Annotated in this window: 22 protein-coding genes; 11 read left to right on the plus strand and 11 right to left on the minus strand. The window is 68.8% G+C overall.

Going from position 1 to position 26,661, the window contains the following annotated elements; genetic code table 11:
• Positions 1 to 59: 59 nt before the first annotated feature.
• The 7 genes from NVS83_RS14840 to NVS83_RS14870 form a co-directional block, all read right to left on the minus strand.
• Positions 60 to 767 (minus strand): response regulator, encoded by a 708-nt coding sequence (locus tag NVS83_RS14840; RefSeq protein WP_258740006.1) that lies wholly within the window; start codon positions 765 to 767, stop codon positions 60 to 62.
• Entirely contained in the window at positions 764 to 3,490 is a 2,727-nt protein-coding gene (locus tag NVS83_RS14845; RefSeq protein ID WP_258740007.1) for an ATP-binding protein, read from the minus strand. The genes NVS83_RS14840 and NVS83_RS14845 overlap by 4 nt, the downstream gene beginning before the upstream one ends.
• An 18-nt stretch (positions 3,491 to 3,508) precedes the next feature.
• Positions 3,509 to 4,099: a potassium-transporting ATPase subunit KdpC gene (gene kdpC / locus NVS83_RS14850; protein WP_258740008.1), complete on the minus strand. Its 591-nt coding sequence runs from the start codon at positions 4,097 to 4,099 to the stop codon at positions 3,509 to 3,511.
• A gap of 12 nt (positions 4,100 to 4,111) precedes the next feature.
• Positions 4,112 to 6,154, minus strand: a complete 2,043-nt coding sequence (gene kdpB, locus NVS83_RS14855) for a potassium-transporting ATPase subunit KdpB (protein WP_258740009.1) — start codon at positions 6,152 to 6,154, stop codon at positions 4,112 to 4,114.
• Positions 6,155 to 6,163: 9 nt separating this feature from the next.
• Entirely contained in the window at positions 6,164 to 7,855 is a 1,692-nt protein-coding gene (gene kdpA, locus NVS83_RS14860; protein WP_258740010.1) for a potassium-transporting ATPase subunit KdpA, read from the minus strand.
• Between the two features lie 9 nt (positions 7,856 to 7,864).
• A complete protein-coding gene (gene kdpF / locus NVS83_RS14865) occupies positions 7,865 to 7,969 on the minus strand; it encodes a K(+)-transporting ATPase subunit F (protein ID WP_258733680.1) in 105 nt (34 codons plus the stop codon).
• A gap of 249 nt (positions 7,970 to 8,218) precedes the next feature.
• Positions 8,219 to 9,487: a flavin monoamine oxidase family protein gene (locus NVS83_RS14870; RefSeq protein WP_258740011.1), complete on the minus strand. Its 1,269-nt coding sequence runs from the start codon at positions 9,485 to 9,487 to the stop codon at positions 8,219 to 8,221.
• A gap of 300 nt (positions 9,488 to 9,787) precedes the next feature.
• Between NVS83_RS14870 and NVS83_RS14875 the strand changes: the two genes are divergently transcribed.
• Positions 9,788 to 11,263 carry a DUF1254 domain-containing protein gene (locus NVS83_RS14875; protein WP_258740012.1) on the plus strand — a complete coding sequence of 492 codons (1,476 nt, stop codon included), beginning with the start codon at positions 9,788 to 9,790 and terminating at the stop codon, positions 11,261 to 11,263.
• Between the two features lie 205 nt (positions 11,264 to 11,468).
• Positions 11,469 to 11,831, plus strand: a complete 363-nt coding sequence (locus tag NVS83_RS14880) for a SpoIIAA family protein (RefSeq protein WP_258740013.1) — start codon at positions 11,469 to 11,471, stop codon at positions 11,829 to 11,831.
• An 18-nt stretch (positions 11,832 to 11,849) separates the two neighbouring features.
• Here NVS83_RS14880 and NVS83_RS14885 read toward each other — a convergent pair whose 3' ends face one another.
• A complete protein-coding gene (locus NVS83_RS14885; RefSeq protein ID WP_258740014.1) occupies positions 11,850 to 13,436 on the minus strand; it encodes an ATP-binding protein in 1,587 nt (528 codons plus the stop codon).
• Between the two features lie 193 nt (positions 13,437 to 13,629).
• Here NVS83_RS14885 and NVS83_RS14890 point away from each other — a divergent pair, with 193 nt between their 5' ends.
• On the plus strand, positions 13,630 to 13,821 hold the full coding sequence (locus tag NVS83_RS14890; protein WP_258740015.1) for a hypothetical protein: 192 nt from the start codon (positions 13,630 to 13,632) through the stop codon (positions 13,819 to 13,821).
• Positions 13,822 to 13,974: 153 nt separating this feature from the next.
• On the plus strand, positions 13,975 to 15,075 hold the full coding sequence (locus NVS83_RS14895) for a helix-turn-helix domain-containing protein (protein ID WP_258740016.1): 1,101 nt from the start codon (positions 13,975 to 13,977) through the stop codon (positions 15,073 to 15,075).
• Positions 15,076 to 15,390: 315 nt separating this feature from the next.
• Here NVS83_RS14895 and NVS83_RS14900 read toward each other — a convergent pair whose 3' ends face one another.
• The 3 genes from NVS83_RS14900 to NVS83_RS14910 form a co-directional block, all read right to left on the minus strand.
• Positions 15,391 to 16,848, minus strand: a complete 1,458-nt coding sequence (locus NVS83_RS14900; RefSeq protein ID WP_258740017.1) for a DUF1254 domain-containing protein — start codon at positions 16,846 to 16,848, stop codon at positions 15,391 to 15,393.
• 188 nt (positions 16,849 to 17,036) lie between these two features.
• Positions 17,037 to 17,168: a hypothetical protein gene (locus NVS83_RS14905; protein WP_258740018.1), complete on the minus strand. Its 132-nt coding sequence runs from the start codon at positions 17,166 to 17,168 to the stop codon at positions 17,037 to 17,039.
• Complete coding sequence (locus NVS83_RS14910; protein ID WP_258740019.1) at positions 17,165 to 17,383, minus strand: hypothetical protein; 219 nt, start codon at positions 17,381 to 17,383, stop codon at positions 17,165 to 17,167. Before NVS83_RS14910 ends, NVS83_RS14905 begins: the two co-directional genes overlap by 4 nt.
• Positions 17,384 to 17,886: 503 nt before the next feature.
• Here NVS83_RS14910 and NVS83_RS14915 point away from each other — a divergent pair.
• From NVS83_RS14915 to NVS83_RS14945, 7 genes are all read left to right on the plus strand, one after another.
• Positions 17,887 to 18,381, plus strand: a complete 495-nt coding sequence (locus NVS83_RS14915; protein ID WP_258740020.1) for an RNA polymerase sigma factor — start codon at positions 17,887 to 17,889, stop codon at positions 18,379 to 18,381.
• A 93-nt stretch (positions 18,382 to 18,474) separates the two neighbouring features.
• A complete protein-coding gene (locus tag NVS83_RS14920; RefSeq protein WP_258740021.1) occupies positions 18,475 to 19,458 on the plus strand; it encodes a FecR family protein in 984 nt (327 codons plus the stop codon).
• A gap of 124 nt (positions 19,459 to 19,582) precedes the next feature.
• The gene (locus NVS83_RS14925; protein WP_258740022.1) at positions 19,583 to 22,024 is read left to right on the plus strand and encodes a TonB-dependent siderophore receptor; all 2,442 of its coding nucleotides are present in this window, start codon (positions 19,583 to 19,585) and stop codon (positions 22,022 to 22,024) included.
• Positions 22,024 to 22,950: an iron-siderophore ABC transporter substrate-binding protein gene (locus NVS83_RS14930; RefSeq protein WP_258740123.1), complete on the plus strand. Its 927-nt coding sequence runs from the start codon at positions 22,024 to 22,026 to the stop codon at positions 22,948 to 22,950. Before NVS83_RS14925 ends, NVS83_RS14930 begins: the two co-directional genes overlap by 1 nt.
• Positions 22,943 to 24,952 carry a Fe(3+)-hydroxamate ABC transporter permease FhuB gene (gene fhuB / locus NVS83_RS14935; protein ID WP_258740023.1) on the plus strand — a complete coding sequence of 670 codons (2,010 nt, stop codon included), beginning with the start codon at positions 22,943 to 22,945 and terminating at the stop codon, positions 24,950 to 24,952. The genes NVS83_RS14930 and fhuB overlap by 8 nt, the downstream gene beginning before the upstream one ends.
• A complete protein-coding gene (locus NVS83_RS14940; RefSeq protein WP_258740024.1) occupies positions 24,949 to 25,806 on the plus strand; it encodes an alpha/beta hydrolase in 858 nt (285 codons plus the stop codon). Before fhuB ends, NVS83_RS14940 begins: the two co-directional genes overlap by 4 nt.
• On the plus strand, positions 25,803 to 26,594 hold the full coding sequence (locus NVS83_RS14945; RefSeq protein WP_258740025.1) for an ATP-binding cassette domain-containing protein: 792 nt from the start codon (positions 25,803 to 25,805) through the stop codon (positions 26,592 to 26,594). Before NVS83_RS14940 ends, NVS83_RS14945 begins: the two co-directional genes overlap by 4 nt.
• The last annotated feature ends 67 nt before the right edge of the window (positions 26,595 to 26,661 follow it).

Consider the following 26,661-nt stretch of genomic DNA (forward strand, 5'->3'; position numbering starts at 1 on the left):
CGATCAAGCGCCAAACCGCGGACCGGCGCGAAAGCCGGTCCGGCGGCAGAGCGGATTGCCTACGCCTCGGCCAGCCGGTAACCGACGCCCGGCTCGGTGATGATGAAGCGCGGGTCGGCGGCATCGTCGCCCAGCTTGTCGCGTATATGGCCGATGGCGATGCGCAGATAATGGGTATCGTCGGCATGGGCCGGGCCCCACACGGTCGTCAGGAACTGGCGGTGGGCGATCAGCCGGCCGGGATGGCGGGCGAGCAGTGCCAGCACGTCGAACTCCTTGCGGGTCAGCTTCACCTCGCGCCCCTCCATCCGCACCGCCCGGTTGGCGAAGTTGACGCTGAGCGGGCCGATCACCTGTTCGGCGGGCTCGGCCGCGCGGTCGAGGCGATTGCGCAGCAGCGCGCGCAGGCGCGCGAGCAGCTCGCCGGTGGCGAAGGGCTTGGTCACGTAGTCGTCCGCCCCGGCATCGAGCGCCGCGATCTTCTCGCCCTCGGCGTCGCGCACCGACAGGACAAGGATCGGCACCCGCGACCATCCGCGAATGGCCGCGATCACCGCCTTGCCGTCCATATCCGGCAGGCCGAGGTCGAGCACCACGCAGTCGGGCGCCGAGGTCGCCGCGAGCTCGATCCCCGCGCGCCCGCGGTCCGCCTCGAGGCTGTCATAGCCGCCGCTCGCCAGCGCGATCTTCAGGAAGCGCCGTATCGGCGCATCGTCCTCGACGACGAGGATGCGGGCGGAGGGGGTCGCGGCAGGGGTCTCGGTCATGCGCCGTCGTCCAAAGGCGTGGCGGCAAGCGGCAGCCGCAGCGTGATGGCGGCACCGCGCCCGCCGGCCCCGGCCTGAGCCTTCACCCGCCCGCCATGAGCTTCCACAAGCCCGCGCACGATGGCAAGGCCGAGCCCGGTGCCGGCGGGTCGCGCATCGCCCTGCGTGACGCGGTGGAACAGGTCGAACACGCGCTCGCGCTCGCCTTCGGGAATGCCCGGCCCCTCGTCGGCAACGGTGACTTCGGCCTCCCCGCCCTCGGCGCGCGCGGAAAGCGAGATGGTGGTGCCCGGCGGGGCGTATTTGGCGGCGTTCTCCAGCACGTTGGTCAGGGCCTGTCCGATCAGCACCGGGTCGACATCGAGCATGGGCAGGTCGCGCGGGATCGCCACTTCCACCCGGTGCCCGGCGAGGATGCGCGCGAGGTCGCTGCGCACCCGCCCGACGATCTCGCCGAGCTCGACCGGCGCGCGTTTGGGACTGAGCGCCCCGTGCCCGAGGCGCGTCATGTCGAGCAGGTTCTGCACGTAGCGGTCGAGCCGTCTCGCCTCGTCGAGCGCGGTGAGGACCAGTTCGCGCCGGTCCGCCGCATTGAGCGTCCCGGCCTCGTCCTCGGCGAGGGTCGAGACGGTGCCGATCACCGTGGCGAGCGGGGTGCGCAGATCGTGGCTCACCGAATTGAGCAGCGCGCCGCGCAGGCGCTCGCTCTCGGCCGAGACGCGGGCATCGGCCAGTTCCTCGGCGAGGCGTGCCCGCTCGATCGCCACCGCCACCTGGTCCTCGACCGCGAGTAGCAGCCGCCGCGTCTCGGGATCGAGCCCCCGGCTGCGGTCGCGGAACCGCACGCCGATGACGCCCAGCGCCCGCTCGCCGGCGGCGAGGGGCACGAACAGCCATTCGCTCATCGGCAATGTCGCGGTGCCCGAGCCGGCCGGCTCGTTCTTCTCGAATGCCCACCGCGCCGCGCCCTCCGCCCCCGCGTCCAGCTCCTCGATGGTGGGATGGCCCTGCACCTGCTCGAGCGTACCAGCCGCGTCCGGCATCAGGATCAGCGACTGGCAATCGAGCGTCGCCGCGATGTGGTAGGCGCCGGCCCAGAGCACGTCGTCGGAATTGCCGGCCGCAGCGATCTTGCGGGCGAAGTCATACAGCGTCTCGGTACGCCTCTGGGCGGCCCGCACGGTCTCGACCTGCGCCTTCAGCCGGCCGGCCAGCGTGCCGGTGAACACCGCGCCGACGAGAAAAACGAGGATCGAGACGATGTCCTCGGGATTGCTGACCGCGAGGGTGTAGTAGGGCTCGGTGTAGAAGAAATTGTACGCCATCGAGCCCAGCGCCGTCGCCACCAGCGAGGCCGCCAGCCCGTGCCGGGCGCCCACCACCAGCACCGCGGTGAGGTAGATCGCCGAGATCGCCCCGCCCGGTATCGCGTCCCACATGGCGATCGGCCAGGCGGCAAGGCTGGCGACCGCGATCGCCGCCACCGCCAGCGCATAGCCGCGCCAGTCCGGCTCCAGCAGGTGCGCGCGCCCCGCACCGCGCCGGGCTGGGCGGCCATGGGCGGTCACCACCGTCACCTCGAAGTCGGTCGCCTCGTCCAGCAGCCGGTCGGCGACGTGCTCGCGGAACAGGAACACCAGCCGGTCGCGCCAGGAGGCGCGCGAGCGCGCCCGGCCGACTACCACCCGCGAGACGTTGCGCGCCCGCGCATAGTGCAGGAGCTCGGCGACGACGTCGGATTCGGCGTGCAGCGTCGCCGTCTCCGCCCCCAGCGTCTCGGCGAGGCGCAGCGCGTCCATGGTCGCGGCGCGCGCGCCGGCCGGCATCGCCTCGTGGCGCGGGGTGAGAACGGTGGCGACGATCCAGGGGATCCTCGCCCGCTCCGCCATGCGCTTGCCCGCCCGCACCAGCGCCTTGGCGACCGGCGCCTCGTTGACGCAGACGAGGAGGCGCTCCTCGGTCGGCCAGGGGCCGCGAACCGCATTGGCCTGCATGTAGGCCAGCATCTCCGCGTCCACCCGGCTCGCCGCCGTGCGCAGGGCGAGCTCGCGCAGCGCCGTCAGGTTGCCGCGCGAGAAGAAATTGTCGAGCGCCCGCCCGACCTGATGGGGCACGTAGACCTTGCCCTCCTTCAGGCGCTTGATCAGCTCCTCCGGCGGCAGGTCGATCAGCTCGATATCGTCGGCCCGCTGCAGCACCTGGTCCGGCACCGTCTCGGCGACCTTCACCCCGGTGATGCGCGCGACGATGTCGTTGAGGCTCTCAATGTGCTGGATGTTGAGCGTGGTGGTGACGTCGATGCCGGCGTCCAGCACCTCTAGCACGTCCTGCCAACGCTTGGGATGGCGCGATCCGGGGGCGTTGGTGTGGGCGAACTCGTCGATGAGGGCGAGCTGCGGGCGGCGGGCGAGCAGCGCGTCGAGGTCGAGCTCGCTCAGCGTCTGCCCGCGATACTCGACCATCCGGCGCGGAAGTTGCTCGAGCGTGCCGAGCAGGCCGGCGGTCTCCGCGCGGCCATGGGTCTCGACCAGCGCCACCACCACGTCGACGCCGGCGCGCTGGCGGGCGCGCGCTTCGCCGATCATGGCGAAGGTCTTGCCGACCCCGGGTGCGGCGCCGAGGAAGACCTTCAGCCGGCCGGGGCCGCCGCGCTGGCGCGCCTCGGTGCGGGCCTCCTCCAGAAAAGCCTCCGGAGCGGGGCGCTCGTCGGCGGTGCTCGCCATCGGGACGTGCCTTGCGCGTCAGTGATCGAGGCCGTCGAGGGCGAGGTTGAGCGCCAGCACGTTGACGCGCGGCTCGCCGAGAAGGCCGAAGGTGCGCCCCATGATATGGCGGGCGACGAGCCCGCGCACCAGCGCTTCGTCGAGCCCACGCGCCTTCGCCACCCGCGCGACCTGGAACAGCGCCGCCGCGGGCGAGATGTCCGGGTCGAGGCCGGAGGCGGAGGCCGTTGCGAGGTCCGCCGGCACCGGGCCGCCGCCGAGCGCGGCGACGCGCGTGCGCACCTCGTCCGCCAGCGCGGCCGAGCTCGGGCCGAGATTGGAGCCGGCCGAACTTGCGCCGTTATAGGGGCTGGCGACGCTCGCCGAGGGTTGGTTCGGATCGGGACCCATGGTCGCCGAGGGCCGGCCGTGGAAATAGCGTTCGGCGGCGAAGGCCTGGCCGACGAGCGCCGACCCGACGACCCGGCCCTCGACCGTCACCGGCGAGCCATTGGCGGCGGAGGGAAACGCGGCCTGCGCCAGGCCGGTGATCGCCAGCGGATAGGCGAGGCCGGTGAGCAGGGTGAACAGCGCCAACAGCACCAGCGCGGGACGCAGATGGGGGATCATGGCTCTCTCCGTTCAGGCGAGGTGCAGGAGGTCGACCAGAAGGTCGATCGCCTTGATGCCGATGAAGGGCACGACGAGCCCGCCCAGCCCGTAGATCATCAGGTTGCGGCCCAGCAGGGTCGCGGCGGGCGCGGGCGAATAGCGCACGCCCTTCAGCGCGATCGGGATCAGCGCGACGATGACCAGCGCGTTGAAGATGATGGCGGACAGGATGGCCGATTGCGGCGTGCCGAGCCCCATCACGTCGAGCACCGCGAGACCCGGATAGGCGGTCACGAACAGCGCCGGCAGGATGGCGAAGTACTTAGCCACGTCGTTCGCCACCGAGAAGGTGGTGAGCGCCCCGCGCGAGATGAGGAGCTGCTTGCCGACCATGACGATCTCGATGAGCTTGGTCGGGTCGCTGTCGAGGTCGATCAGGTTGCCCGCCTCCTTGGCGGCGGGCGTGCCCGAATTCATCGCCACGCCGACATCGGCCTGCGCTAGCGCCGGCGCGTCGTTGGAGCCGTCGCCGCACATGGCGACGAGGCGGCCCTCCGCCTGCTCGCGACGGATCAGCTCCAGCTTCCGCTCCGGCGTCGCCTCGGCGAGGAAGTCGTCCACGCCCGCCTCGGCGGCGATGGCGGCGGCGGTGAGCGGGTTGTCGCCGGTGATCATCACCGTGCGGATGCCCATGCGCCGCAGCTCGGCGAAGCGCTCGCGGATGGCGGGCTTCACCACGTCCTTAAGATGGATCACCCCGAACACGCGTCCGTCCCGCGCCACCACCAGCGGCGTGCCGCCGGAGGAGCCGATGCGCTTGACGATCTGGTCGACCGCCGGGCTCAGCGGCGCGCCGGTGAGGGCCGCCATGGCGTCCGAGGCGCCCTTGCGGATGGTGGCGCCGCCGGGAAGGTCGACGCCCGACATGCGGGTATGGGCGCTGAAGGGCACGAAATTCGCCGCGCCCGCCTGCGCGGCGTCGAAGCCGAAGTCGCGCGCCGCCAGATCGACGATCGAGCGTCCCTCCGGCGTGTCGTCGGCGAGCGAGGCGAGGAAGGCGGCCTCGGCGAGCTGGCGCGCGGAGATGCCCGGCGCCGGCTCGAAGGCGTCCGCCATGCGGTTGCCGAAGGTGATGGTGCCGGTCTTGTCGAGCAGCAGCACGTCGATGTCGCCCGCCGCCTCCACCGCCCGGCCGGACTTGGCGATGACGTTCGCCTTCACCAGCCGGTCCATGCCGGCGATGCCGATGGCCGAGAGCAGCCCGCCGATGGTGGTCGGGATCAGGGTGACGAACAGCGCCGCGAGATAGACCACCGGAATGGTCGTGCCGGACCAGGCGGCGAAGAAGGGTAGCGTCGTCACCACCAGCAGGAAGACGAGGGTGAGGCCCGCGAGCAGGATGTCGAGGGCGATCTCGTTCGGCGTCTTCTGGCGCTTCGCCCCTTCCACCAGGGCGATCATGCGGTCGAGGAAGGTCTCGCCGGGTCGGGCGGTGACGCGCACCACCAGCCAGTCGGAGACCAGGCGCGTGCCGCCGGTGAGCGAGGAGCGGTCGCCGCCGGATTCGCGGATCACCGGTGCGCTTTCGCCGGTGATGGCGCTCTCGTCCACCGAGGCCACGCCCTCCACCACCTCGCCGTCGGTGGGGACGATGTCGCCCGCCTCGACGAGGATCAGCTCGCCGATCTCGAGCCGATCGACGTCGCGTACGCGGAACCCGGTGCGCTGCTGCGGGTCGGCGATCACCTTCGCCTGCACGCTCGAGCGGGTGGCGCGGAAGGCGTCGGCGCGGGCCCTGCCCCGCCCCTCGGCGACCGCCTCGGCGAAATTGGCGAACAGCACCGTGAACCACAGCCATACGGTGATCTGCAGGCCGATGGTGAAGGCCGGCCCGCCCTGAAGGCCCTCGCGCACCACCAGCACGGTGGAGAGGAGGCTCACCAGCGCGGTGGAGAAGATCACCGGGTTGCGCGCCAGCGACCTCGGATCGAACTTGCGCAGCGCCTGGCCCATGGCCGGGACGATGATGTCCGGCGCCAGCAGGCCGAACTCGACGGGAGAATGCTTGCTCATGGGATGCCTCTAGAAGGTCCGGCCGGCCAGCAGCGAAACCTGTTCCGCGATAGGGCCGAGGGCGAGGACGGGCAGGAAGGTGAGCGCGCCCACGATGAGGATGGTGGCGATGAGGAGCGTCACGAACAGCGCGCCATGGGTGGGAAAGGTGCCGGCGGTCTCCGCCGCGGTCTTCTTGGCGGCGAGGCTGCCGGCGATGGCGAGGATGGGGATGATGTAGCCGTAGCGCCCGAGCATCATGGCGATGCCGAGAAAGGTGTCGTGCCAGGGCGTGTCGGCGGAAAAGCCGGCGAAGGCGGAGCCGTTGTTCCCCGTCGCCGAAGAATAGGCGTAGAGCAGCTCCGACAGGCCGTGCGGCCCCGGATTGGGCGCCGAGCCCTGCGCCGTGCCGGCCGCGATGGCGAGCGCGGCGAGGACCAGCACGCCGAGCGGCATGACGAGCAGCGTCACCGCGGCGAGCTTCACCTCGCGGGCCTCGATCTTCTTGCCGAGATATTCGGGCGTGCGCCCGACCATCAGCCCGGCGAGGAAGACGGTGAGGACCACGAACAGCAGCATGCCGGTGAGCCCGACGCCGACCCCGCCGAACACCACTTCGCCGAGCTGGATGTTGAGCATGGCGACGAGCCCGCCCAGCGGCGTGAAGCTGTCATGCATGGCGTTCACCGAGCCGTTGGAGGCGGCGGTGGTGGCAGCCGCCCACAGCGTCGAGCCGAGGAGGCCGAACCGCACCTCCTTGCCTTCCATGTTGCCGGACACGGTCTCCACCAGCCCCGCCTGCAGCGGATTGCCGGCCCGTTCGGCGGCGTAGATGGCGGCGAAGCCCGCCAGGAACAGCAGCGCCATGGCGGCGAACAGCGCCCGCCCCTGCCGGCGGTCGCCCACCATGCGGCCATAGGTGAAGCAGAAGCCGGCCGGCAGGGCGAGAATGGCCAGCGTCGAGATGAAATTGCTCAGCGCGGTCGGGTTTTCCAGCGGGTGGGCCGAGTTGACGTTGAAGAAGCCGCCGCCATTGGTGCCGAGCTGCTTGATGGCGACCTGGCTCGCCACCGGGCCGAGCGCGATAGTCTGCTTCGCGCCCTCCAGCGTCGTCGCGTCGAAGGCGGCGGCGAGCGTCTGCGGCATGCCGCAAATGGCGAAGACGAGCGCGAGGAGGACGGCGCCCGGCAGCAGCACGTAGAGCGTGGCGCGGACGAGATCGACCCAGAAACTGCCGATCGCCCTCGCCTGCCGCCCGGCGAAGCCCCGCGCCACGGCGGCCGCGACCGCCATGCCGGTGGCGCCGGAGAGGAAGTTCTGCGTCGTGAGGCCCGCCATCTGGCTGAAATTGGAGAGCGTGGTCTCCCCGCCATAGGCCTGCCAGTTGGTGTTGGTGACGAAGGAAATGGCGGTGTTGAAGGCGAGCCGGGGGGACAGGCCGGCGAAGCCCTGCGGGTTGAGCGGCAAATGGCCCTGCCCCACCAGCACGAGGAACAGCAGCGCGAAGCCCGCCGCGTTGAAGACGAGCAGCGCGAGCGCGTAGGCGCTCCAGTACTGGCTCTGCCGCGCGCCGGCACCCGCCGCGCCGAGCAGCGCCCGCTCGACCGGCGCGAGGAAGCGCACCTCGCCGGCGAAGACCGCCGCCATATAGGCGCCAAGCGGGACGGCGATGGCCGTCAGCAGGACCGCATAGAGGACGAACTGAAGGAGATCGCTGGTCATGGCGCGCCCTCAGAACAGCTCGGGGCGCAGCAGCGCCGCGAGCAGATAGACAAAGAGGAGGACGGCCACGCCGAGGCCGAGGACGAGATCGAGGGGGATGGATGAAAAGGCCATGGCGCGCCTCACAGACGGTCTGCTGCGAGGACCGCCGCGCCGGCAAGGGCGAAGAGCACCAGCCCGCCGCCGAGATAGATGAGCATGTCCATGATGGTGAGCTCCGGTTCCGATGACCCGGAGCTACCCGTGAGCGGCGTAAAGGCGATAGGCGGAAACGTGGGAAGCGCGTAACGCCGGCGTAAAGCCGAGCGGCGCCTGCGTGTCGTGGCGCCGAGGGGGGCGGCTTCCGGCCTCAGTCGCGCGCGGTCAGCCCTTCGCGCCGGCTCCCGCGCGGCTGGGACGGAGGGTGAGCGCGGCCATCGCCTCGCTAGCCGCGCGCAGGCCGGTCTCATAGGCGCCGTGGGCGGTCGAGAAATCGGTCGGGTGGGTCGCCTCGCCGGCGAAGAACAGGCGGTCCTCGAACGGCCGGGCGAGCACGAGACGGGCCGGCGCACAGCCCGGCTGCGCATAGCTGTAGCCGCCGCCGATGGTGGGCGTGGCGGCCCATTCGGAGGCCATGAAGGGCCGCAGGCAGCCGCGCACCGAGGCGCCGAACAGCCCGGCAAGCTCGTCGATGGCGCGCGCATAGGCCGCCTCGTGGCCTTCCGCCTCCGCGGTACGGGCACCGGTGCCGCCGAGGAAGCACTCGATCACCGGCCGGCCCAGCGGGCGGATGTAGTAGGCACCGGTGGCGGGATCGTCGATGGCGCCGAGCACATGGGTCTCGGGTTCGAAGGGGCCGGTTCCGACGATCTCGAGGAACAGCTTCTCGTTGCGGCCGAGCGGCAGGCGCGTCGCCGCCTCGCGCCAGGGGTCGAGGCCGGCCGGCCACGCGATGGAATCGCCCGCCAGCACATGGGTCGAGGCGGTGACGATGGCGGCCCGACAGCGCACCGTGCCGGCCGGCGTCGCCAGCGCCACGCCATCCGCCTTGAGCGCGACCGCCTCGACCGGCGTCGCGAGCCGGAGCGGCGTATCGGCCGGAAGGCTGCTCGCGATCAGCGTTCCGTACCCCACCCGCGCCCGCCAGTTCCGATAGGTGGAGGCCTCGCTATAGGCGAGATAGTCGCGCGCGGAGATGCGCTCCAGCTCGTCCCCGCTGATATAGCCGCTGAGCGCCTGCAGATAGGCGGTCCAGCGCCCGCCCGGCTCCAGCGCGTCGGAGGCCCGGTCGCTTGCCGGAGGCTCAGCGGCCAGCCGCTCGCTCCAGTCGTCGAAGGCCTGCCGGGCCGCCCGCCACTGCTCGGCCGGGGCGCCGAGATCGCCAAATTGCGCACCCCAGCCGGGTTCGCTGCGATCGATGGCGAAACCCGCCTGTTCCGCGATGCCGCACCACGGGTTGCGGTCGGCCGAATGCAGCCAGCCGCAGCCGAGATCGACCGCGATTCCCGCCGCCTCGCGGGTCCAGGCACGGCCGCCGACGCGTGGGAGCGCTTCCAGCACCAGCACGGACAGCCCGGTGCCGGCAAGGCGCCGCGCCGCCCCTACGCCGGCCGCACCGGCGCCGATGATCGCGATATCGGCATCGTAGGCCATGGCGGATTCCCGATTGCTGGATGGAGCGAGCCTGACGACCGGCTACTCCCGAACGGCCGCACGGCTCAAGTGGAGCCGGAGGCCGCCGGCGCGCAAGCGTCGACCCACCCCCCCGCGGCCTTACCGTTGGAAAGGGCACGGCGAGCGGGTATTCTGGAACGCGCGCCCCGGGCCGGGTTCCCGTACATGCGCGCCATAAGACAAGTCGTGCCTTGAGACCGCGTGGAAACTTATGCGGGAGGCAAACGCGCCATGAAAAACATTCGCCAATCGTTGAGCTTAACGGCCGTCGTTGCGACGATGGTTGCGCTAGCACCGGCCCTCGCCGTCGCGCAATCCCCACCTCGCTACGCGCCGGACGTGCCGGCCAAGATCACCACGCCGGAGACTGTGGAGACACGCATCGGCACGCTGCGCTTCCCCAAGGGCGTTCCCGACGCCGCGACGGCGCAGAAGGCGTTCGACCAGCTCGATTTTGGCCGGGGGATCGACGCCTTCCTGAAGGGCATGTCGGCGACCTCGGTCCACGCGCTGTGCCGGGGCATGGCGGAGGCCGGGGCGCCGGCCAACAAGGGCATCGGCATCGCCGAGAGTCTCCTCGACGCCCGCTCCCTGTTCCTGACCGCCAACACCACCACCGTCTATGCCATGCTCTGCCTCGACCTCGCGGCGGGGCCGATGGTCGTGCGCATTCCCCCACGCGTGCTCGGGCCGGTCGACGACGCCGATTTCCGATGGGTCACCGATGTCGGGCTGACCGGCCCGGACGGCGGCAAGGGCGGCGACTATCTGTTCGTGCCGCCGGGCTACACGGGGAGCCTGCCGGCGGACGGTTTCCATGTCGCGAAGCCGCGCACCAACCGGCTCCTCGTCTTCTACCGCGCCTTCGTCGAGAAGGGCGACATCGCGGCGGCGGTGGCCGGCGTCAGGGCGAAGGCGGCCGTGTTCGCGCTGTCCGAAGCCGCGAACCCGCCGGCGACGCCGATCGTCAACCTCTCCGGCCGAAAGTTCAACACGATCAGCGCCAACGATTTCAGCTTCTACGAGGAGCTGAACGACGTGGTGCAGAACGAGCCGGCCGACTGGGTGGAGCCGGACGAGGTCGGCCTCTATACGGCCATCGGCATCCGCAAGGGCCAGCCCTTCGCGCCGGATGCGCGGATGAAGGCGATCCTGACGGATGCGGTGGCGGTGGGGAACGCCATCGCCCGCACCAACCTGTTCGCCTCCCGCGACCCGGAGACCCGGATCTATGCCGACCGGCAATGGTTCACGGCGTTCGTGGGCGGCAGCTACCGGTTCCTCGACGGCGCGGCGCGCCGCCTCGACGCGCGCATGATGTTCTTCTACTACGCGACCGGCATCACCCCGGCCATGACCGAAGCTCGGCCGGGCACCGGCTCGGCCTATGCCATCACCGTGCGCGACGCGGCGGGCGACTATCTGGACGGCGGCCGCACCTACCGGGTGACGCTGCCCGGCCCGATACCCGCCAAGGATTTCTGGTCCTTCACCGTCTACGACAACGTGACCCGCTCGCTGCTTCCAACCGACCAGAAGCTGGCCGGGATCGACAGCACACTGCCGGACGTGAAGCCGAACCCGGATGGCGGCGTCACGATCCGGTTCGGGCCGAACGCGCCGGCCGGCAAGGAGGCGAACTGGGTCCAGACCACCGCCGGCACGGGCTACAACATCATCCTGCGCCTCTACGGACCGCGCGAGCCGTGGTTCGACCAGACGTGGCGGCCGGGCGACATGACGCTCGCGCCCTAGGCGTCGCGGCCCGCCCGGTGGGCAAGCCGGCCGGCATCACATCCGGCCGAGGCCGGGCGGGGGCGGCTTGCCCTGCCCTTTCTCCACAATATCTGATGCGGAGGGGTCGGCAGCCGAAGACCCCGCCGCACCTCCGGTGAGACGAGGCGGACGTCCCCGCGCTGGGCTCGCTTCCGCGCGGGGCCGGCGGCAGAAGGAGGACGACATGATCGAACTGCTCGAAGGCTTTCCCCCGAACGTCGTGGCGGTCCGCGCGTCGGGCCAGATCAGCAGCAAGGACTACGAGACCGTGCTGACGCCCAAGGTCGAGGCCGCGTTCGCGACGCATGGCAAGGTCAGCGTCTATTACGAGGTGGAAGGCGACACGCTCGGCTTCGAGCCGGGGGCGATGTGGGCCGATCTCAGATTGGGCATGGGCCACATCACCGGCTGGGACAAGGTCGCCGTGGTCACCGACATCCCCTGGCTGCGGCACGCAACCGAGTTCTTCCGCTTCATGATGCCCGCCGAGGCCAGGGTGTTCGGGCTCACCGAAGCCGACGCCGCCCGGACCTGGATCAGCGCCTGAACCGGCGATCCGCCGCCCTCAGTCCGCGGGCGTCGCCTCGGGCGCGCGGGCGCCCGCCGGCGCGTTGGGGTCGCCCGGTTCGGTCTCCCAGGCGAGGCCCGGAATGGCGATGATGCGCCGGCCCTGCCCGTCGAGGCGGCACACGATCACCTGCCGCTCCTCCATATAGGCGAGCAACCGCCGCGCCCGGCCGGGCGAGCGACTGCCGAAGGCCTGCGCCACCTCGGCGTCGGACGGACAGGGACGGCGGTCGAAGGCGGCGCGCGCCACGGTGAGGAAGGTGCCCTGCATGTCCTCGGGCAGCGCGCCGGCCATGGCGAGCACTTCGCCCCACGGGGAATCGTCCGCCTCCGCCTCGGCGAGGTCGATGCCGGCATGGGCCACGGCGAGCCGGCGACGGAAGGCCGGCAGGCTGAGCGGCTCGCCGCCGACGCGGCGGATCCGGCAGCGCACCAGAAAGTCCTGATAGAGCACGGCGATGGTGCGGAAGGCGGCGTCGCTCTCGCTCAATATCTCGCGCAGCGCCGCGTCGATCGCCGCCTGGCGCTGCTCCGCCGACAGAGCGGGCACGGCGGGCGCCGGAGCCGGCGCGGACTGCGGGGCATTCGCCGGCGTACCCTCGGGGGCGCCGTCCGCGCCTGCGGGCACCTGCGGCACGCTGCGGGCGAGCTGGGCGAGCACATCGGCCGTGGAGGCCACCGGCGGCGGCCGCTTCGGCGCGAAGAGGCGGTCCTCGTCGGCGCCGGGCATGAAGATGAGGTCGTGCGCATCCTCGACCGAGGCGGGCTGCGGCATCGGCATCAGCTTCGGGCTGGTGGAGCGCGCGGCGGTCTGCACCGGGCCGATATGGACGGGCAGCGGGCGACGCGACAATGCCGGGCCGAGCGCGATGAAATGGCCGCTCTTCAGGTCGCGGAACATCTCCGCCTGCCGCCGCTCCATGCCGAGCAGGTCGGCGGCGCGGGCCATGTCGATGTCGAGGAAGGTGCGGCCCATGAGGAAGTTGGAGGCTTCCGCCGCCACGTTCTTGGCGAGCTTGGCGAGGCGCTGGGTGGCGATGACGCCGGCAAGACCGCGCTTGCGGCCGCGGCTCATGAGGTTGGTCATGGCGCCGAGCGAGACCTTGCGCGCCTCGTCGGAGACCTCGCCGGCCGCCATCGGGGCGAAGAGCTGCGCCTCGTCCACGACCACGAGCATCGGGTACCAGAAGTCCCGGTCCGCATCGAACAGACCGCCGAGGAAGGCGGCGGCGGCGCGCATCTGCTGCTCGGCGTCGAGCTCCTCGAGGTTCAGCACCACCGAGACCCGATGCTGGCGCACCCGCGCGGCGATGCGCTGGAGGTCCGCCTCGCCCCGCCGCGTATCCACCACCACATGCCCGTAGCGTTCCGCCAGGGTGACGAAGTCGCCTTCGGGATCGATCACCGCCTGCTGCACCCAGGGCGCGCTCTGCTCCATGAGGCGGCGCAGCAGGTGCGACTTGCCGGAGCCGGAATTGCCCTGCACCAGCAGGCGGGTGGCGAGCAGTTCCTCGAGGTCGAGCGCCGCCGGGCTCCCGTCGGGACGGGTGCCGAGATCGACGGACACCTTGGCGGCTGCCGTCATCGCGGCGCCGGTCCGGCAGCGTGGGGGCGAAGGGTCATGACAGGACTCATATCGATTCCCGCCCCGCGTTCAACCGCGCCGGGCAACGTTCCACCCCTCAATGCCGGGCGTGCGGTAAGCTTGTGACGACGCTCGCAAGCCGCGCGCCGGCGCGTTTCCCACCTCTGAAGCGGAAGGCGCGGAGGCGGCGGGCATGGCGATGGTGCTGAAAGCGCCGCGCTCGCCCTTCAGCGACGCGATAGCCGCCCGAGACGTGACGTGGTGGGCAGGACGCGTGATGACCGATCGCCGCCGCATCATCGCGTGCCCGACGAGCATCCGGGCATCCCCCTCGCCTCCGGCACAGCAAGGTGTCGGACGGCCGGAAAATCAAACGGCGGCATGACGTCCCTCGCGCCGCATTCCCGGAACACCGCCGTACCGGGGCGGGCCGACGTGTCACCTTCCGGCCTATGCAGCTTCTGCTTGCGCACCACGCGAAGTTTCGTCATGACCGACGCTGGCGTTTTACAATTTCACGACGGCCGGGAGGCGACGGATGGCGATTGACCGATCGGTGCCCCTCGTCCGCGCAAACGGCCTCGGTCCGCTTCCGGCGGTGTTGGAACAGCGGGCCGGCGAGCGCGCCCTCTGGAGCACCTTCGAACAGGAAGGACTGCCCGTCGCGATGCTCGGCGCGCCGCAGACGCCCGTGCCGCTGGGCTCCATGATCGCCGTCTTCGAAAGATGCGCTCGCCTTCTGGGCGACCGGACGTTCGGGGTCGATGTCGGCTTCGAAATGGCGAAGGCGTGGGGCTATGGCGTGTGGGGCATGTACGGCGCCGCCGCCCCCACGCTCGGCCAGGCGATCGAGCGCTATTGCCGGACCTTTCGCGCCCATGCCGTCAGCGGGAGGCTGGAGCTTGTCCAGCGCGGCGTCCACCAGGTCTGGCGCTGCGTGGGACCGCCGTTCAGCCTGCCGGCCATCCAACACGCCGATCACCTGATCGGACCGATGATACTCATCGCCAGAGAGTATCTCGGCTCCCGATGGGCGCCGAAATGGATCGAAGTCTCCTATCCCCGCGACGCTGACGCCCATGTGCTCGAAGACAGGCTGCAAATGCCGATCCGCTACGGTCTCGGCGGCACGGGGCTCGCCTTCGCTGCCGAAGATCTGCTCGCGCCGCGGATGCGCGATCCCGCGAAGGGCTCCGACGTCGTGACGCTGCGGGAAGTCGTCGCCGATCTGGTTCTGTCGCGCGCCTCCGAACCGGCCCGCTCCGTTTCGGCCATCGTGGCGCTGCGGCTTCTCGACGGGCAGACCGACATCGATGGGACCGCGCGCATGGCGGGCGCAAGCGTCCGCCACCTGCAGCGCATGCTTGGCCAGGAAGGCTACACCTATCGCGAGGTGATCGACGCGGCGCGCAGGGCGCGGGCGGTCAGCCTCTTGCGGAAATCCGAAAGACCGATCCTCGAAGTTGCGATGCTGCTCGGCTACGAGGATCACGCCAGCTTCTCCAGAGCCTTCCGGCGCTGGATGGGCTGCACGCCCTCGGAATTTCGAGCGTCACACGGCGCCGGAAGCGAACCCTTGATCGGCGTGCAGGACGGACCCGAGGAAGGATCGGCGGCCGAGGCCGGATTCGGTTCCTGAATCGCGAGATCGCGGTTCCGGTGATCGATGATGCCGCAGTGACGGGTGAGCCGGCCGAGCAGCGCGATGGTCAGCTTGGCGTCGCCGAAGACTCACGGCTCTCTCAGCTTTGAACCTTGTGACGCCTTACTCCCTCCGGATAAACCCGGGCGAGCGGCGGATCGCGCCGCCCCCATGCGCGGCTTGTCTAGGCAGCTCCTTCTCGCGGCTTTGCGGCGAGCTGCCCGAGAGGCAGCATTGCGCATGCGAGACCCTCGCCCCGGCCGCGCCGGAAAGGTGCCGCATGCGCATCGTCATCCCGTCCGCCGCGGGCCGCTACTGGGCCCTCTGGATCGGAAGCGCTTTGACCTTGGCGATCGCCGGCGGCGCCCATTTCCCGATCAGCGCCTCGGGACGCGGCGCGTAGAGCCGCATGGTCACGTTGAACGGTCCGTCGGGCGCCGGGAGCCAATTCGCCTCCTTGTCCTTGCCGGGGCTGTCCTTCTGGAAATAAAGGTCGATGGACCCGTCGGAATTGCGCTCGAGAGGCATCCAGCTCGAAAGCGCGAACCGGTTCAGGCTGTTCGCGACCTGGAAGCCGTCATTATCGTAGATGGTGACCGACCAGAACGCGTCGACCGGCGGAATCTGCGACGCCTCGAAATGCAGGACATAGCGGTTCGCGCCGTCGAGCGGCTGTCCGTCGCCGTCGGTCACCGCGATCGGGTAGATCGCGTCCTGCGGCACGTTGGCGCCGAGGCCGATCTGCGTGAGGATCGCCCGCTTCAGATAATAGTCGCCATAGACGCCCACCGTGTCGACGTCCATGGACCATCCGTTGACGGTTTCCGCGATCCTCGGTGCCTTCCAGGCCATCAGTTGCTGCGCCGTCTTCGGCGCGGCCTCGATGGCCGCCTTCACCATCGGATCGGCGCCGTCGAAATCGAAGCTCCCGCCGCGCCGCAGGCCGAGCCGCTCCATGCGCGCGATGATCGGCTGGTCCGTGAGGTGCGGAGGGGCGACCTTCAGAAGCTCGGCCGCGTAGGTGAAATAGTCCTTCCCGGCCATGGTATCGACCTGGACCTTCGGCGGCGTCTTGGTGTCGACGGTCGGGTCCGGCGAGAATTTCGGCGGCGAGATCTCCTTCCCCCATTTCGACAGGGGCGTGATCTTGAATCCGTCCTGGATCTTGTGAACGGCCGCGTAATCCGAAGGGCCGTCGGTCTTGGTGCGGCCGATGATCCAGACCAGCGGCGTCGGCGCTTCGATCCTGCGCGTGCCCTCGGGAAGGCCGAGCGCCTTCGCGAAATCCTCGCCCAGATCCGGCCGCCAGCCGGGCGGCGTCACGAGGAAGTTCGCCGCCTTGGTGCCGGTCGTCCGCCAGCCCGGTGAGGCGAACACATCCGTCCACATGTCGAGCATGGGAAGCAGGTAGTAGCGCCCGCCGGTATCGGGAACCGAGACGATCGCGGGCTCCTTGGTCAGGTCGAGGAAGGTGGAGGAGTAAAGCGTGTCGAAGTTCGGCCGAACCACCGCCTTCTCGTTCGCGGGCGGATAGGCGCGAACATTCGTGAACGAGTTCTCCGGCCCGCCGAAGGCGTTCTTGGCCGGATCGAGGCTGGTCATCTGCCGCCTCGTCAGGTCCATGGTGACGAGCGGATAGACGTACAGATACGCCTCCACAGCGATCGTGTTCGCCTCTTCCTGGGTGAGATTCTGAGTGTGGCCGGCTCCGGCTCCCAGCAGAAGGGAGGCCGCGAGCATCGTTGCCGCCATCGCCGTTCGTGGCTTCATTGCTTTTCTCCAGATCTTAAAATTCGTTTCGGTCGACTGGCCGGCGCGGTGCGAAGCCCCCGCCCTGCGCCTGCTTCCCATTCTTCAAGGCGGCCTCATTTCGCCCGCAGGGGACGGTTCACCGCCGCTCTTGTCGGCTTTCGTCCGGCGAGCCGTCGCCGCCGGGAATGACGAGCGGGATCGGCGTGTCAGCCATGGTCGCTTTCCTTGTTCATCCCGCACAGCGCGGCCGAGAGAAAGCCGGCGCCGAAGCCGAAGGCCGCCGCCAGCCAAAGGCCGAGGAGACATATCCAGAGCGAAAATGAGACGGTCGGGTTCATTGCGCCGCCTCCCGAAACCCTGAAGGCGCGCGGGTGATCGGCGCGGCATCGGCCGTCAATACGCCCGGGCAGGCGCGCAGCTTCGCCACCGGGACCGCGTGGCCGATCTGCTTGTCCGGCTCAGGCCTGGTGGCAAACGCATAAGTCGCCTTGTCGGAGTTGAACCCTATCCCGACCGTCAGTTCGCGCGGCTCTCCTCGTGCGGCGCGGCGCATGCAGTTTCCCAATCTCGGTTTCCTCGTTCTTCTTTTGCGAGGCCGACAATGGGATCAATCCGCGGCGAAGAGCTTTGCATTTCCCGCCATCGGCTATCACGGGTTGAGGATCTGACCCGCCCCTCGATTTCTGGACGCCTTCTTCCCTAAATTTTGAGACAAGGAGGCCGAGATGGGCGACGCGAAGGTGGGCACCGAAACTGACACACCAGGGAACGGACATTCCCAATGCATGCAAAAGATCAACACCGATAGTATCACAACATATATCTTCTAGGCACCTCCTAGGCGCCATAACATATTTGAGATTTGTTTTAAGAGTAGAAATTCATCCTACTCATGACGCCCAAACGTCTTTCTATTTGTGCTTAAAAGAACATGGAACGATTCCAATATAACACTCTGCAACAATTATAATGTATTGCCAGGAACTTAACTTCGGACAGACCACATGGTAGCTCTCTTCGAGTGCGCGGCGGCCATGTGGAGTACGAGCCGGTTTCATGCAGTCCGATCTGTCGTTTGTATTCTCAGCGCACGAGGCGGAGCTGCGGAGCTATCTGCAGCGCCGGCTCGGCGACGGACATACCGCGTGCGATCTGGTGCAGGACACGTTCGTAAACGTGCTGGAGCGCCCGGAAACGCGCATCCAGAACATCAGGGCCTATCTTTATACCATCGCGAGAAACCTGCTCCTCAATCATCGCAAGCAGGAAGCAAGGCGCCGCACCGACACGGTGGCACCGGAGGCCTTTGCCGAAATAGCTGCCGATGAGCCCTCGCCCGAGGATGTGGTCGATTCGCGCCTCCAGCTCGAACGTATCCACCTGCTCGTGCAGGAACTGCCCCGGCGCACGCAGGAAATCTTCGCGCTGAACCGCATTGACGGCCTCACCCATGCCGAGGTCGCCCGGCAGTTGCGCATTTCCGAGAGTTCGGTGCAGAAGCATCTCGCCCTGGCGATCGCGCATATGACGCGCCGGCTGCGCAACCGTTGAGGTCGCATCGCCGCAGATGCACCTTCGATTTACTGTGTCGCCCCAGCTCAGTTGTCCTATAGCGGGACGGTATCGAACTGCGAAAGCCCGGAAGTGAGCAGCATCGACGATCGCGCCGATGAGATCGGCATGCGTGCCGCCGAGTGGGTGGCGCGCCTCGATGGCTCGCCGTTGAGCGAGGAGGAGCAGCGCGCGCTGCGTTCCTGGCTCGAGGAGGCGCCCGACCACCGGGCCGCCTTTGAGGAGGCCGGCGCGACATGGCGGGAGCTTTCCCTTCTGCGGCATGACCCGGGTCCCCTGCGGGGCCTTTCGCGTACACGCCGGAAAAGCTCGGTGGCCCAGCGTGCGTTGAGGATCGGTGCGCTGCTTGGCCTTCTGGCGCTCGGCGCCGGCATTGCGCGCTATCAGTTCGGCGATCTGTGGCTGCTGGCGACGGCCGACTACCGCACATCGCCGGGCGAATTGCGGACGGTGACGCTGGCCGACGGCAGTTCGGTCGAACTGGGCCCGGCGAGCGCCATCATCGTCGACTTCGACGACAAAGAGCGGCGGGTGAAGTTTCTTGCCGGCGAGGTGTTCTTCTCCGCCATGCCGCGCACCGACCGGGAACCGCGCCCCTTCGTGGTCGAGGCGGCCGGCGGCACCACGACGGCGCTGGGCACGCAGTTCGTCATCGAGGAGGCCGGCAGTGGCGCCGACGTGTTGGCGATCGAACATCAGGTCAATGTGGCCTTGCAGCGGAACGGCGAGCGGCAAGGCGTCGTGCTCTCGCCCGGCGAAGAGGTGCGCTACACACCGGAGCGAGGCATGGGACGCGTGCGCTCGCGCGATGTCGAGACGGCAACGGCCTGGCGTCGCGGCATGCTGGTGTTCAACGGCACGCCGCTCCGTCATGTGGTCGAGACGCTTAACCGCTATCGACGCGGGCGCATCGTCATCCTCGACGAGACGCTTGCCCGCCGCCGGGTCAGCGGTGTGTTCGCGACCGACGACCTCGGGGATGCCATAGAGACGATGACCGCTGAACTCGGCATCAGCGCCCGATCGATTTATCCATTGATCACAGTGCTTTACTGATCGCGTCTGAATTTTCTCGACTTTTCGTTACGGACTCTGCCGGCTCAGTTGTCTTCCTTCCTGCGAACCGCCGCGCATTGCCGCCCGGCATGCGCTCCGTGCGATCTGGAAGGAACGACGCCTCATGACGACCCAAGTACATCGCAGCACAGGACGACTGCGCGGGCACTTTTTCGCCGGTGCGGCGGCCAATGCCCTGGTCTTCGGTCTGACGGTCGCAGGTCTCGCCCTCTCGATGCCGGCCGCCCGGGCGCAAGGCACGGCAAGCGTTGCGCCGGTGCGGATCGCTTTCAACATCCCCGCGCAGGATCTCAACCGGGCCATTCTCTCCTTCGCCCAGAAGGCTGGGGTGAGGGTGTTCTATGACACCGCGAAATTCGGTGGGCGCCGCTCTTCCGCGGTCTCCGGCACCTTGAGTGCGCCCGAGGCGCTTGACGCGCTGCTGCGCGGCACTGGCCTGACCTACCGCTTCACCGCGCCCAACCGCGTGACCATCGAGGATCCGACGTCTTCCGTGGGCACGCGTGGCCCCGACAGCGGCATCGCGCTCGACACCATCGCCGTCGAAGGCGAGGCCAGCGGTACGGTCGGCTATGTCGCCAATCGCGGCACGGTCGGTACCAAGACTGACACGCCCCTGATCGAGACGCCGCAATCTGTTTCGGTGGTCACACGGCAGGAACTCAATGACCGCAATGTGCAGTCGCTGACGCAGGCCGTGGACTACACGCCCGGCGTGCGCACCGGCCAGAGTGGCTATGACCCGCGCTTCGACGTGTTCACCATCCGCGGCTTCGACACCACCTATAACGGCATCTTCCGCGACGGCCTGCGCTGGCCCGGCGCGAACATGTCGGTGTTCAAGATCGAGCCTTATGGCGTCGAGAGCGTGTCGGTGCTGCGCGGCCCAAGCTCGGCGCTTTACGGCCTCGGTTCGCCGGGTGGCCTGGTCGATGTCCAGTCCAAGCGTCCCACCGAAGAGGCCTTCGGCGAGATCGAGCTGCAGGGCGGCAATTATGACTGGCTGCAGGGCCAGTTCGATATTGGCGGCCCGATCGACAAGGACGGCCAGTTCCTCTACCGCCTGACCGGACTGCTGCGCGATGCCGGTTCGCCGAACACGCTCGGCGGCGGCGTCAATGACATGACCTTCATCGCGCCGGCGCTGACGTGGAAGCCCACGGACCAGACCAAGATCACCTTCCTCGGCGAATATCAGAAGTCGGAGACCCCGGCGTCGCTGCCGTACTATGCCTGGGATGGCACGGGCAGCGAGACCTTCAGCCGGTCGCCCGGCGACTATAACAGCCAGCCGCAGGAACAGTGGCGTGTCGGTTACGAAGCCGAGCACGAGTTCAACGAGGTCTTCACCGTCCGTCAGAAGCTGCGCTACGGCAATGCCGACACGACTGTGCGCTACACCGGCCTGAACGATCTCGATCCGGACACCAACATTGCCAGCCGCTACACCGGCTATGTCCATGACCTCCTGGACGCCTTCGCCGTCGACAATCAGGTGGAGGCCAATTTCGCCACCGGCGCGATCGAGCACAAGCTGCTGGTAGGCCTCGACTATACCTATCTGTCGCTCGATGGCGGCATCGGCTTCGGCACCGCCGCGGATTACGACTACAACACCAACCAGCCGCTCGGCTCGACCGAGGATCCGCCCTTCAACTCGTCGCGCTATCGCCAGCGTCAGGCACAGACCGGCCTCTATATTCAGGACCAGATGCAGTTCGATCGCTGGATCCTGACCCTGTCGGGACGTCAGGACTGGGTCGACAGCAAGGACGAGGATCTGCTCAACAGCACGACCGAGAACATCGACGACAGCGAGTTCACCTGGCGTGCCGGCCTGACTTATCTGTTCGACAACGGCATTGCGCCCTACGTCAGCTACTCGACCTCCTTCGCGCCCAATCTTGGCGTCGATAGCAATGGCGATTCCTTCGATCCGACCACGGCGAAGCAGATCGAGGCGGGCGTGAAGTACCAGCCGGTCGGCTTTGACGGCTACTTCACCGCCGCCGTGTTCCAGATCAACCAGGAGAACGGGCTCGTCACCGACGAAAGCAATCCGCTCTACCAGGTGCAGACCGGCGAGGTGCGCGCCCGCGGCTTCGAGCTCGAGGCGGTCGCCAATCTCGGGGCCGGCTGGCGCGTTCGCGGTGCCTACACCTATCTCGACCTCACCAATGTGGCCGGCGATCCGACGACGATCGGCCTGACGCCTTCGGGCCAGCCGCAGAACGCTTTTGCGATCTGGGCCGACTACCAGTTCCAGCCCGGCACCACGCTGGCGGGCCTCGGTGTCGGTGCCGGCGTGCGCTACACCGGCGCGACCTGGGGCGACAGTCTCAACACCTTCGAGAACGACGCCTACACGCTCGTCGACGCCAAGTTGAGCTACGACTTCTCGTATCTCAATTCGAAGCTCAAGGGCTGGAGCCTGCAGGTCAACGCCCAGAACCTGCTCGACGAGGAATACGTCACTTGTGACGCGGGCTACTGCTATCTCGGTGCCCCGCGCACGGTTCTGGCGGGCCTGAAGTACCGCTGGTGATGCGCGGCTCCCTGCCATCCCGCCGGGCGCTCATGCTCGGCGGGCTCGCGGCCGGCGTCCTCGCGCGCCCCTTTCCGGCGGCCGCGACCACGGCCGGCGATGCGTCGGCCGGCACCCGGCCCCGCATCGCCGCGATGGATTTCGGCCTCGCCGAGACGCTTATCGAGATGGGCCTGCCGCCCATTGCGGTGCCGGACCCGAATACATGGGCGGACTGGGTGGTCGAGCCTCCCTTGCCGGTGGATATCGTCAATCTCGGCACGGATCGCGAGCCGAACCTCGAACTGCTCGCCGCGCTCAAGCCGGACCTCATCGTCACGACGCCGTTTCTCGACGACATCACCCCGCTGCTGGAGCGCTTCGCCCCGACGCGGACCTTCTCGGTCTATGCTCCGCCGCCGGGGCCGATCTACGCGCGCAGCGTCGCGGCCACGCGGGAGCTTGCCGCCGCCGTCGGCATGGAGAGTGCCGGCGAAGACCTCATTTCCGGGGCGCAAACAGTGATGGACGAGGTTCGCGAGCGCCTTGCCGCTGCGGGTCTTGCCGGAAGATCGCTGCTGATCGTTCAGTTCCTCGACACCCGGCATGTGCGTGTCTATGGCCGGGGCAGCCTGTTCGGCGACGTTCTCGAACGTTGCGGCCTGACCAATGGCTGGCCGCGAGCCAGCAATTACTGGGGCTTCAGCACGGTCGGCATCGAGGAACTCTCGGTAAGCCCGGCGAGCGGCATCGCCTATCTCGAGCCGATTGCGCCCGACACGCTGGACAGGCTCGCGGCCAGCCCGCTCTGGAACCGTCTGCCTGCGGTCGAATCCGGGCGCATCTATCGACTGCCGGCGGCGCTGATGTTCGGCATGCTGCCAGCGGCCATGCGTTTCGCGCGGCAGATATCGCTCGTGCTCGGCGGAGCGCCGTCCAATGGGTGATCTCGCCGTGTCGACCTCGGGCGGCATGCGTCCGAAGCTGCGCCCGCTTGCGCTGGTTCTGCTGCTGGGCCTCCCGGCGGTCCTCGCCTGCCTCGCCAACCTGTCGATGCAGCTGCCGCCCCAAAAATGGTGGCGTGCCCTCGTCGAGCCCGACACGGCCGACATCGCCGAATTGCTGGTGTTCTACAGCCTCGCACCGCGTCTCGCCGTCAGCCTGCTGGCCGGTGCTGCGCTTGGGCTGTCGGGTGCCCTGTTGCAGCAGGTGCTGCGCAACCCGATCGCCTCGCCGACCACGCTCGGCATCGAGGCGGGTGCCAATCTCGCTCTCGGCGCAACGCTGATCTTCGCCCCGGTGCTCATCGGCTTCGGGCGGGAATGGGTGGCGTTAGGGGGCGGGCTGCTCGCCATTCTGCTCGTATTGCTGCTGTCGCGGCGCAGCGGCTTTGCGCCGCTGGTCGTCATCCTCGCCGGCATGGTGACCGGCCTTGCCTGCGCTTCGCTGGCGGCGCTGCTCACCCTCTTCAAAAGCCACTACCTCGCCGGGCTGTTTCTGTGGGGCGCGGGTTCGTTGAGCCAGCAGGACTGGTCGGTTGCCGCGGAGCTGGCGCCGCGCATCGCCGTGGCAGGCATCGCGGCGGTGCTGCTGCTCCGGCCGCTGACGCTGCTGGGGCTTGAGGATTCCGCGGCGCGCAGCCTCGGCCTGTCGCTCAGGCTGCTCCGCTTTGCCGCGCTGACTGTGGCGGTGGCACTGAGCGCCTTCGTCGTCGCCAGCGTCGGCAGCTTCGGGTTCATCGGCCTGGCGGCTCCCGTGCTCGCCCGCCTGAGCGGAGCACGACGGCTCGGCTCGCGGCTGGTCGCGGCCGCGCTGCTTGGCGCTGCCCTGCTTTGCCTCACCGACCAGATAGTGATGCTGCTCTCCAGTTCCTATGAGATGATGCTGCCGACCGGCGCCGTCACGGCGATGCTCGGCGCGCCGCTGCTGCTGTGGATGGTGCCCCGGCTCAACCTGCCGCCGCACGGCGTCTCCGGGCTCATCTCGCCTGCGATGAACATGATCCGCCCGGCGCCGCTTCTCGCCGGGCTGGCCGTCCTGCTGCTGGTCGTTTCCGCGATTTCGGCAACCTTCGGGCCGGGCGTGGAAGGATGGGGCGCCGCGCTGCCGGGGGATCTGCTGTGGTCGCTTCGATTCCCGCGCCTTCTCGCGGCGATCGCGGGCGGAACGTTGCTGGCCGTGGCCGGCGGCATCCTCCAGCGCATGACCGGCAACCCGATGGCGAGCCCGGAAGTGCTGGGCGTGAGCGCGGGGGCGGCAGGCGGGCTCATGGTCGCGCTGTTCCTGTTCGATGTATCCGCCCGTTCCGGGCAGGTGCTCGCCACGACGGCGGGCGCATCGCTGGCTCTGGTCGTGATCCTGGCCCTTGCGCGGGCATCGAAAGGGGCGCCCGAGCGGGTGATCCTCGCAGGCATAGCCATCGGGGCGTTGCTCGATTCCCTCGTCAGCATCCTGATGGCGAGTGGCGACCCGCGCGCCATGCGCCTGTTCAACTGGATGACCGGCTCCACCTACGGGGTCGATACCGCGTCCGCCATCGGCAGCATCGTTGCCGCCGCGCTGGTGCTTGCCGCGCTGCCGATGGTGGCGCGCTGGCTCGAAATCCTGCCGCTCGGCGATGCCTCGGCGCGGGCGCTCGGTATCTCGTCGCTCTTGAGCCGTTCGCTGCTGCTCGCGCTGGCCGCGCTGGCCACCGCTCTCGCGACGCTGCTGGTCGGGCCGCTCTCCTTTGTCGGGCTGGTTGCCCCGCCGCTCGCCCGTCTCGCCGGGCTCAGGCGGCCCTTGCCCGAACTTGTCGGCGCCGCGTTGCTCGGGAGCGTGATCATGGTCGGCGCCGACTTCATCGGCCGCACCATCGCCTTTCCCTGGCAACTCCCCGCGGGTCTGGTCGCTTCGGCGATCGGAGCCCCTGTGTTCCTCTGGCTCCTCACACGCAGGCAGACACCATGAACGCCGCCCTCATTCCCCAAACGACGGTGTTCGATTTCGCGCCGGGCGATGGGAGTGCCACCTGGCGCATCTTCCTCTATCAGCCGCCGGGTGAGCCGCCGGCACAGGGTTGGCCGGTGCTCTATTACACCGATGCCAATGCGGTCGCCGGAACCGCGGCGGACACGATGCGGGTTCAGGCCGCCTGGCCGCTCGGCACCGGGATCGAGTGGGGCGTGATGGTCGGCATCGGCTACCCCGTCGACGACGCCTATGACGGCGTGCGCCGTTCCTGGGATCTCGGTCCGCCGCCCGGCAAGACCTATCCGCCCTTCACGACCGATGGCCCGGATGTCCGCACCGGTGGCGCCGACGCGTTCCTCGCCTTCATCGAAGACGAGTTGAAGCCCGAAATCGCCCGGCGCGTGCCGATCGACACGAGCCGTCAGTCGATCCTCGGCCATTCCTTCGGCGGGCTTTTCGTGCTGCACGCCTTATTCCGTCGTCCGACAACCTTCTCCCGCTGGATCTCCTCCAGTCCCGCCATCTGGTGGGAGGGCGGCGGGATCGTCGCCGCGGCGGAGGCTTTTGTCGCGAAGAGAGATACCCATGAGGGCCGGGTGATGCTGCTGGTCGGCGAGTATGAGCAGAAGCTCGCGCCGTTTCAGGTCGGCGCCTGCGATGAGGAGAAGCGGCTCGCCAACTTCGAGGAGAGCCGGATCGTCGACCACACGAGGGAGATGGCGGAACGACTGGCGATGGCGCCGGGGCTAACCGCGGAATACGTCTTCCTGCCCGGCGAGACGCACATGTCGGTGCTGCCCGCGACCATCAATCTCGGAATCCGCTTCGCCTTTGGCCGGGATCCGGCATGACGGACACTTCCGCAGAGACGCTGTTCGAGCTGGCCGACGCGCATTTCAGCGTGGAGGGACGCATGTTGCTGCATCCTCTCAGCCTTAAGGTGCCGGCGGGCAAGGTCGTCGGGCTGATCGGCCATAACGGGTCGGGCAAGTCCACCCTGCTAAAACTGCTCGGCCGGCAGCTTGAGGCGAGTGGTGGGCATATCGGTTTCGAAGGGCGTCCGCTCGACGACTGGAGCGCCCGCGCCTTCGCCCGCCGCGTCGCCTATCTGCCGCAGACCGCGCCGGCGACCGGCGGCATGACCGGGCGCGAACTGATCGCGCTGGGCCGCTATCCCTGGCACGGGGCGCTGGGCCGCTTCTCGGCCGAGGACCGCCGCAAGGTCGAGCAGGCGATCGAGCTGACCGGCACCGGATCCTTCGCGCACCGGCTGGTGGACACCTTGTCGGGCGGCGAGCGCCAGCGTGTGTGGATCGCGATGCTCGTGGCGCAGGATGCCCGCTGCCTGCTGCTCGACGAGCCGATTTCGGCCCTCGACATCGCCCACCAGCTCGAGGTGCTGGATCTGGTCCGCTCGCTCTGCCGCGAGAATAGTACGGGCGTCCTCGTCGTGCTCCACGACGTGAACATGGCCGCACGCTACTGCGACAACATCATCGCGCTGCACAGCGGCAGGATGATCGCGCGTGGCGCGCCGGAGGACATCATCACGCCGCCGACGCTCCGGGCGATCTACGGGATCGAGATGGAAGTGATCCGGCAGGAGAGCGGACGAGATGTTGCCGTGCCGCGGGAGTGATGGCGCGGTGGTGTGACTGGTTTCGGGGATAATCCACTGAATTGATGGCAGGCTGGCGAGCGCACAG

The organism is Ancylobacter mangrovi, assembly GCF_024752335.1.
Lineage (GTDB): Bacteria > Pseudomonadota > Alphaproteobacteria > Rhizobiales > Xanthobacteraceae > Ancylobacter > Ancylobacter mangrovi.

Coding starts and splice junctions, on each gene's coding strand:
- NVS83_RS14840 (WP_258740006.1), bottom strand. CDS start 767: ATGACCGAGACCCCTGCCGCGACCCCCTCCGCCCGCATCCTCGTCGTC.
- NVS83_RS14845 (WP_258740007.1), bottom strand. CDS start 3,490: ATGGCGAGCACCGCCGACGAGCGCCCCGCTCCGGAGGCTTTTCTGGAG.
- kdpC (WP_258740008.1), bottom strand. CDS start 4,099: ATGATCCCCCATCTGCGTCCCGCGCTGGTGCTGTTGGCGCTGTTCACC.
- kdpB (WP_258740009.1), bottom strand. CDS start 6,154: ATGAGCAAGCATTCTCCCGTCGAGTTCGGCCTGCTGGCGCCGGACATC.
- kdpA (WP_258740010.1), bottom strand. CDS start 7,855: ATGACCAGCGATCTCCTTCAGTTCGTCCTCTATGCGGTCCTGCTGACG.
- kdpF (WP_258733680.1), bottom strand. CDS start 7,969: ATGGCCTTTTCATCCATCCCCCTCGATCTCGTCCTCGGCCTCGGCGTG.
- NVS83_RS14870 (WP_258740011.1), bottom strand. CDS start 9,487: ATGGCCTACGATGCCGATATCGCGATCATCGGCGCCGGTGCGGCCGGC.
- NVS83_RS14875 (WP_258740012.1), top strand. CDS start 9,788: ATGGTTGCGCTAGCACCGGCCCTCGCCGTCGCGCAATCCCCACCTCGC.
- NVS83_RS14880 (WP_258740013.1), top strand. CDS start 11,469: ATGATCGAACTGCTCGAAGGCTTTCCCCCGAACGTCGTGGCGGTCCGC.
- NVS83_RS14885 (WP_258740014.1), bottom strand. CDS start 13,436: ATGACGGCAGCCGCCAAGGTGTCCGTCGATCTCGGCACCCGTCCCGAC.
- NVS83_RS14890 (WP_258740015.1), top strand. CDS start 13,630: ATGGCGATGGTGCTGAAAGCGCCGCGCTCGCCCTTCAGCGACGCGATA.
- NVS83_RS14895 (WP_258740016.1), top strand. CDS start 13,975: ATGGCGATTGACCGATCGGTGCCCCTCGTCCGCGCAAACGGCCTCGGT.
- NVS83_RS14900 (WP_258740017.1), bottom strand. CDS start 16,848: ATGAAGCCACGAACGGCGATGGCGGCAACGATGCTCGCGGCCTCCCTT.
- NVS83_RS14905 (WP_258740018.1), bottom strand. CDS start 17,168: ATGAACCCGACCGTCTCATTTTCGCTCTGGATATGTCTCCTCGGCCTT.
- NVS83_RS14910 (WP_258740019.1), bottom strand. CDS start 17,383: ATGCGCCGCGCCGCACGAGGAGAGCCGCGCGAACTGACGGTCGGGATA.
- NVS83_RS14915 (WP_258740020.1), top strand. CDS start 17,887: ATGCAGTCCGATCTGTCGTTTGTATTCTCAGCGCACGAGGCGGAGCTG.
- NVS83_RS14925 (WP_258740022.1), top strand. CDS start 19,583: ATGACGACCCAAGTACATCGCAGCACAGGACGACTGCGCGGGCACTTT.
- NVS83_RS14930 (WP_258740123.1), top strand. CDS start 22,024: ATGCGCGGCTCCCTGCCATCCCGCCGGGCGCTCATGCTCGGCGGGCTC.
- fhuB (WP_258740023.1), top strand. CDS start 22,943: ATGGGTGATCTCGCCGTGTCGACCTCGGGCGGCATGCGTCCGAAGCTG.
- NVS83_RS14940 (WP_258740024.1), top strand. CDS start 24,949: ATGAACGCCGCCCTCATTCCCCAAACGACGGTGTTCGATTTCGCGCCG.
- NVS83_RS14945 (WP_258740025.1), top strand. CDS start 25,803: ATGACGGACACTTCCGCAGAGACGCTGTTCGAGCTGGCCGACGCGCAT.